This is a genomic window from Corynebacterium senegalense (assembly GCF_900411315.1).
Classification (GTDB): domain Bacteria; phylum Actinomycetota; class Actinomycetes; order Mycobacteriales; family Mycobacteriaceae; genus Corynebacterium; species Corynebacterium senegalense.
The window spans coordinates 2,257,184-2,264,124 of record NZ_LS990887.1 but is presented as its reverse complement, the minus strand read 5'-3'; the positions used below and the strand labels follow the sequence as shown (position 1 = coordinate 2,264,124).

General features: G+C 70.0%; 6 protein-coding genes. 3 read left to right on the top strand and 3 right to left on the bottom strand.

What is annotated here, in order from left to right; all coding sequences use genetic code 11:
• Positions 1-178 precede the first annotated feature (178 nt).
• A complete protein-coding gene (locus DYZ02_RS10965) occupies positions 179-1,279 on the top strand; it encodes an ATP-binding protein (RefSeq protein WP_115686283.1) in 1,101 nt (366 codons plus the stop codon).
• On the opposite strand, the gene DYZ02_RS10960 is transcribed toward DYZ02_RS10965, so the two are convergent.
• Both DYZ02_RS10960 and cobA read right to left on the bottom strand, forming a co-directional pair.
• Positions 1,272-2,219 (bottom strand): class I SAM-dependent methyltransferase, encoded by a 948-nt coding sequence (locus DYZ02_RS10960; protein ID WP_115686282.1) that lies wholly within the window; start codon positions 2,217-2,219, stop codon positions 1,272-1,274. The two genes, DYZ02_RS10965 and DYZ02_RS10960, sit on opposite strands and share 8 nt — an antisense overlap.
• On the bottom strand, positions 2,206-2,952 hold the full coding sequence (gene cobA, locus DYZ02_RS10955) for a uroporphyrinogen-III C-methyltransferase (protein ID WP_115686281.1): 747 nt from the start codon (positions 2,950-2,952) through the stop codon (positions 2,206-2,208). The genes DYZ02_RS10960 and cobA overlap by 14 nt, the downstream gene beginning before the upstream one ends.
• Positions 2,953-2,976: 24 nt before the next feature.
• On the opposite strand from cobA, the gene DYZ02_RS10950 reads away from it, so the two are divergent.
• A complete protein-coding gene (locus DYZ02_RS10950; protein WP_115686280.1) occupies positions 2,977-4,179 on the top strand; it encodes a protein adenylyltransferase SelO family protein in 1,203 nt (400 codons plus the stop codon).
• Between the two features lie 24 nt (positions 4,180-4,203).
• On the opposite strand, the gene mqo is transcribed toward DYZ02_RS10950, so the two are convergent.
• Positions 4,204-5,700, bottom strand: coding sequence for a malate dehydrogenase (quinone) (mqo, locus tag DYZ02_RS10945; RefSeq protein WP_115686279.1), 1,497 nt, complete (start codon positions 5,698-5,700; stop codon positions 4,204-4,206).
• 237 nt (positions 5,701-5,937) lie between these two features.
• On the opposite strand from mqo, the gene DYZ02_RS10940 reads away from it, so the two are divergent.
• Positions 5,938-6,936, top strand: coding sequence for an alpha/beta hydrolase (locus DYZ02_RS10940; protein WP_115686278.1), 999 nt, complete (start codon positions 5,938-5,940; stop codon positions 6,934-6,936).
• Positions 6,937-6,941 lie beyond the last annotated feature (5 nt).

Below are 6,941 nucleotides of genomic sequence, written 5' to 3'. Positions count from 1 at the left end.
CGCTGAAGAGGAGTCTGTCGGCATGTTTTGCCTGTGTGCTCCGAGCCGTGCTGGACGTTGCACAGGGAGGTTCGTGGACGGCGCCAGAGGTGTATAAGGGACATTGTTATCAATTTATCAACCACCCGCATTTATCAATTTATCAACCCGCACGCCCCGCCAGCGCTACACTAAACCCATGCACAACCCCTTCCGCCCCACCTTCGGCGCCAGCCCGCGCGTCTGGGCCGGCCGCGAGGCCGTCCTGGACGAGTTCGGCCGCGCCCTCGACAACGGCCCCGGCGACCCCCACCGCAGCATCATCGTGTCGGGGTCGAGGGGTATCGGCAAGACGGTGCTGCTCACGGAGCTGGAGGACATCGCGCGCAAGCGCGGCTGGATCGTGCTGCGCGCCTCGGGCCGGGAGGGGATGGCCGACACGCTGACCAACTCGACCATCCCGGAGGCGATCCACGACGTGAACCCGCAACCGGAGCGAAAGGTGACCGGGGTTTCGGTGGCGGGTATCGGCTCGATTCGCACGGACATCAACGAAACAGCGCCGCAGCCGCGGCTGACCACCCGGCTGCGGGAGCTGCTCGGGGCGATCGAGACGGGGGTCCTCGTCACCATCGACGAGGTGCAGGACGCCGACCCCGACGACCTGAGCCGCATCGCGGTCGCCTACCAGGACCTTGTCCGCGACGACGCCGAGATCGCCCTGGCGATGGCCGGCCTGACCCGCGGGGTCAACCGCCTGCTCGATCTTCCCGGCGCGACCTTTCTGCGCCGCGCCCGCCACTACGAGCTCGGCCCGCTCACGCTTGACGACGCCACCCGAACCCTCACCCTCACAGCCGCCGAGGCCGGCACACAGTTCACTCCGGAGGCCGCCGACGCCGCGGCCCGCTTCACGCAGGGCTACCCCTACCTCGTGCAGCTCATCGGCTACCTGGCGTGGGAGCAGGCCACCGGGGTGATCGATGCCGGGGCTGTGGAGTCGGTGCGTCGGGAAGCGATCGAGCGTTTGGGCACCCAGGTGCACCAGCCCTCGCTTCGCGACGTCCCACCCCGCCAGCGGGAGTACCTCGACGCGATGGCCCGCCTCGGCGGGCAGGACGTGACCAGCGCCGACCTCGCGGAAACTCTGGGCCGGCCGGTGACCAGCCTGAGCGACACGCGCGCCAAGCTCATCGAGCGCGACCTCATCACGCCGTCCGGCTGGGGCGCCGTCTCGTTCGCGCAGCCCTACCTGGGCGAGTACATCACCAGCCACCAGGGCCCGCGGCGCGTCAGCTAGCCCGCAGCACCGTGTATCGGGCGTTGCGCGCGACCTCGTCGACCGCGGAGAAGCGCCGGGCCACCGCGGGGCGGTAGCGCAGGTGGGAGTTGTGCACCATGTACAGGGCGCCGCCGGGGGCGAGGAGGCGCTGTGAGGCGTCGAGAAGCCCCTCGACGAGGGTGGCGTCGACGGTAGTGCCCTCGTGGAAGGGCGGGTTGAGCGCGATGGTGTCGAAGCTGCCCGGCGCGAAGCGCGAGCCGGCGTCGTCCCAGGTCGCCTCCAGTCCGATGGCGCGGGCGGAGAGCACCGCGTCGGCGGACGAGTCGGTGGCGACGGCGCCGCGGATGCCCCGGGAGACGGATCCGTTGCCGCAGCCGAGGTCGAACAGGCGGCCCGGCTCGGCGGGCAGCACGGAGCGAAGCAGCTCGCCGCCGTGGTCGGGGCTGGCGCCGGAGAAGACCCCGCCGACGGCGACGAGGCCATCTCCGCGGACCGGCTCGTAGGTGACCGGGCGCGGCCCGGAGGCGACCAGGCAGCGGTACTTGCCCCGGCCGCGCGAGGCGGAGACCTCGGTGAACGATTCCCCCAGCACCGCGTTCATGGAGCGCGCGAGGTGCTTGTTGTTCGCCCCGAGCACCAGGCGCGCGGAGGAGAAGCCGGCGCCCGCGATGGAGCGGGCCAGGTAGTCGAGCCGGGCCAGGGACTTCGGCATCTCGCCGAGCGCGACCGCGGAACCGGAGGACCCGGCGAGGAAGGAGTCCAGCCGCACGTCCCCCGCGATGGACGCGCCCGCGGCCGACGCGCGCTGGCAGCGGGAGTAGTCGGCGTCCAGGAACACGACCCGCTTACCCGAGTCGACGGCCGCCCGAGTCAGGTCCCCGGTGGCGTCCTCGCAGACCAGGACGGTCTCGGCCTCAAACCCGGCGGTGTCGACGATCAGCTGGTCAAGCGTGCGCAAGGCCCGCCACCTCCCCGATGACGTAGACGGCCGGGGAGGCGACCCGCTCGCGCTCCATCACATCGGGCAGCTCGGACAACGAGGTGAAAAACGCCCGCTGCGCGGCGGTCTCGCCCTCCTGGATCACAGCCGCCGGCGTTCCCCCACCAAGACCGGCGGCGAGCAGCTCGCCGCAGATCGCGTGGGCGTTGCGCACCCCCATGATGACCACGATCGTCCCGCCGACGCGGGCGAGGGCTGGCCAGTCCACAAGCGAGGACGGGTGCCCGGGAGGCAGGTGGCCCGAGACAACCGTGAAGGCGTGCGTCACACCGCGCTGGGTCACCGGCACCCCGGCGGCCGCGGGGACGGAGACGGCGCTGGTCACGCCCGGGACGACGGAGCAGGTCAGGCCCGCGGCGGCGCAGGCCTGCAACTCCTCGTAGCCGCGGCCGAAGACGTAGGGGTCGCCGCCCTTCAGGCGGGCCACGTTGCGCCCGGCCAGGGCGTGCTCGACCAGCAGCCCGTTGATGCGCTCCTGGGCGACCTGCCTGCCGTAGGGCAGCTTGGAGACGTCGATAAGCTCCTTGCCCGAGGTGTCGAGGAATTCCTCGACCTGGTCGGCGGGCCCGAGGTGGTCGGTGAGGATCACGTCCGCGGCCTCGAGCGCGCGCAGCCCCCGGATGGTCAGCAGGTCCCAGCCGCCCGGACCGCCTCCAACGAGCGTCACCGTCCCAGAAGTCCCATGAGTCATAGGCAACAAGTCTAGGGTGGTCCCATGAGCACGACAGCACAGCCCAACCTCAACCACTCCTTCGCGGAGGCGCTGCCCGAGCTCTGCGCCGAGTCCCGCGCCGCGGATTTCCCCGCGCCCGCGATCGTGGCGCTCAACGAGCCGCTGGCGCACGAGCTCGGGCTCGACCCCGGGTGGCTGCGCAGCGCCGAGGGCACCGCCTGGCTCGCCGGTTCCGCGGGCGGGCACGCCACGGCCTACGCGGGCCACCAGTTCGGCCAGTTCGTGCCTTTGCTTGGCGACGGCCGCGCGCTGCTCCTCGGGGACCTCAACGGCAGGGAGATCCAGCTCAAGGGCTCCGGACCCACCCCCTTCTCCCGCCCGGGCTCGGACGGGCTGGGCGCGGTCGGGCCGATGCTGCGCGAGTACCTGGTCAGCGAGTTCATGCACGCCGTCGGGGTCCCCACCACCCGCTCCCTGGCGGTGCTGACCACCGGCGCGAAGGTGCTGCGTCAGCAGGGCGCGGTGGCCGGCGGCATCGTGGTGCGGGTGGCGCGCTCACACCTGCGGGTGGGCACGGTGCAGTACGCGGCGACGCAGTCGGCGGAGCTGGTGGACAAGGTCGTGCGCGCGGCGGGCTTCAGCGATGCGCCGGAGCTGCTGCGCACGGTAATGGACCGGCAGCTCGAGCTGGTCGTGCGGTGGATGCGCCTCGGCTTCGTCCACGGCGTGATGAACACCGACAACACAGCGCTGTCCGGGGAGACCATCGACTACGGGCCGTGCGCCTTCACCGAGCGCTTCGTCGGATCGGCGAAGTACTCCTCCATCGACGTCGCGGGGCGCTACGCCTTCGGCAACCAGCCCACCATCATCGCCTGGAACCTGACCCGCCTGGCCGAGGCACTGCTGCCGGTCATGGACCAGGGCGCGGCCGAGGAGATCCTCGGCACCGTCCAGCAGCGCTGGGACCACCACTGGGCGCGGCACTTCGAGGGCGCCGAGGGTATCGCCGAAGCTGCCGACATCACCACCTTCAACCGCGAGCACGGCGGCGGCCCCGTCTTCGTGCCGCGCAACCATATGCTCGAGCGCGCCATCACGACGGCCGAGCGCGACGGGGACTACGCGCCCTACCGCGAGCTGCTCGCCGCGGTGACCGACCCGTACAACCCGGCGGCCGGGCCGGAGTGGATGGCCCGGCCGGAGGGAGACGAAAACCCCTTCGTCACGTACTGCGGGACGTGACGAAGGGGCGTCGACAAGCGGGCTCTAGGCCTCCAGGCCGAGGGTCTTCTGGGTCCAGTCCCACTGCTTCTGGAAGGCAGCGGCGTCGGACTTCAGGGAGACGCCGTAGGTCGGGAACATGTCGTGGAGCTTGTCGGCCCACTCGATCATGTGCTCACCGAAGCAGCGCTCCAGGAGCTCGAGCATCGCGGCCGGGGTGATGGAGGCGCCCGGGGAGGCGCCGAGGATACCGGCGATCGAGCCGTCCTGGTCGTTGACCAGGGCGGTGCCGAACTCGAGGGAGCCGAAGCTCGGGGCCGGGGCGGGCTTGATCACCTGGACGCGCTGGCCGGCGACGACGATGTCCCAGTCCTTGCCGTCGGCCTCCGGGTAGTACTCGTGCAGGGCCTCGAGGCGGCCGTCGAAGTCCTTGAACACCTCGGAGACGAGGTACTTGACCAGGTCGATGTTGGTCGCGGCCACGCCGAGGTAGGACGGGATGTTGTCCGGGCGGATCGAGGTGAACAGGTCGAGGTAGGAGCCCTTCTTCAGGAACTTCGGGCTCCAGCCGCCGTAGGGGCCGAAGAGCAGGGACTGCTCGCCGTCGATGACGCGCAGGTCGAGGTGCGGCACGGACATCGGCGGGGCGCCGACCTTGGCCTTGCCGTAGACCTTCGCCTGGTGCTGCGCGACAAGCTCCTGGTTGGTGGTGCGCAGCCACAGGCCGGAGATGGGGAAGCCCGCGTAGCCGCGGACCTCGGGCACGCCCGCCTTGCGCAGCAGGTCGAGGGCGTAGCCGCCGGCGCCGACGAAGACGAAGCGGGCGGTGACAACCTGCTTGTCGCCCGTGTGGACGTTGCGGACGGTGACCTTCCACTTGCCGCCGTCGCGCTTGAGGTTGATCACCTCGTGGCCGTAGCGGACGACGGTGCCGTTCTGCTTGGCGGTCTCCACGAACTTGGTGGTCAGCGCGCCGTAGTTGATGTCAGTGCCCTCGTCGATCCAGGAGATCGCGACGGGCTCCTCGGCGAAGTTGCGGCCCTTCGCCATGAGCGGCAGCTTCTCGGAGAACTCGGCCTCGTCCTGGGTGAACTTCATGTTCGGGAACATGTGGTTGCCGGAGAGGTTCTCGTAGCGGCGGCGCAGGTAGTCGATCTGGTCCTCACCCTGCGCGAAGGAGACGTGCGGGACGGGGTTGATGAAGTCCTGCGGGTCGCTCAGCAGCCCGGCCTCGAGCTGGTGGGACCAGAACTGGCGGGCCAGCTGGAACTTCTCGTTGATGGCCATCGCCTTGGAGACGTCGATGCGCCCGTTCTTCTCCGGCGTGTAGTTCAGCTCGCAGAGCGCGGAGTGGCCGGTGCCGGCATTGTTCAGCGGGTAGCTGGACTCCTCCGCGGGCCCGTCGAGGCGCTCGTAGATCGCCTGGGACCAGTCCGGCTCGAGCTCCCGGAGCATGGCGCTCAGGGTGGCGCTCATGATGCCTGCACCAATCAGCAGAACATCCACTTCGCCGCTAAAGTTATTGCCTTGTTCTTCAGACATCCGTTCAACCCTCTTCGCTTTAGATTGTCAGTGCGGATTCGGTGCTTCATACCCATTGTGGCCGACCGCTTGGATGGACACCCGCGCCGCAGGCCCGTTTCGGGTCCCGCATGGCAGGGGTGTCCGCAAATCGACTTGCCACTACACTCTACGCCCCTTCGCGGACGCGAGAACAATAGACCGCGCACTCATTTCCCCGGGCGCGGCCGCTTTCGGTTGTGGCCTACCATCTACGGCATGAGCAACAACGACAGCACGAGCACGCTTCTCGACGCCCTCCCCTGGCGCCCCGACATCCTCGGCGAGAGTTTCGAGGCCGCCACCCTCACCACCCCCGATACTCCCGAACACGCCACGCTGGTCCGGGCGCTGCCCGACGCGCCCACGGGCAAGCCCGCGCTGCTGTGGATCCACGGCATGTCCGACTACTTCTTCCAGGCCCACGTGGCGGAGCATTTCCTCGCCCAGGGCCACCCCTTTTACGCCATTGACCTGCGCCGCTGCGGCCGCTCCCGCCAGGACGGCGAGTACTGGCACTACACCACGGACCTCGCCGAGTACTTCCCCGAGCTGAACGAGGCGCTGCGGCTGGTGGCGGCGAAGCACCACCGGGTCGTCCCCGTCGCCCACTCCACCGGCGGGCTCATCGCGGCGCTGTGGCTGGATCACCTGCGCCGCGAGCGGCCGGCCGAGCATGCGGCCGTCGCCGGGCTCCTCCTGGACAGCCCCTGGCTCGACATGCAGTTCCCCCCGTTGGTGGTCAGGGCGCTGCGGGGGCCGGTCTCGGTGCTGGGCAAGCGCTTTCCCGGGCTCAAGCTGCCGAAGAGCGGCACGGGCACCTACGGGGAGTCGATCTCCGCCTCCGCCCACGGGCGCTGGGAGTTCGACACGGACATGAAACCCATCAGCGGCCACCTCGTGCGGCTCGGCTGGCTCCGGGCAATCTTCCGCGGCCAGGAGGAGATCCATTCGGGCGTCGATACCGGCGTGCCCACCCTGACGCTGTGTTCCTCGCACTCGTATCTGAACAAGCCGTACTCGGCCGCCGCAGACACCGCGGACACGGTTCTCGACGTCGAGCAGATCCGCCGCTGGGCCCCGACCCTGGCGCAGGGCGCGCGGGTGGAGACGATCAACGGCGCGCTCCACGACGTGTTCCTCTCTGAGCCGCACCCCCGCGAGGCCGCGTTCCACGCCGCCGACGCCTGGCTCGAGGCCCTGCCGGCCGGAAACTAAGACCT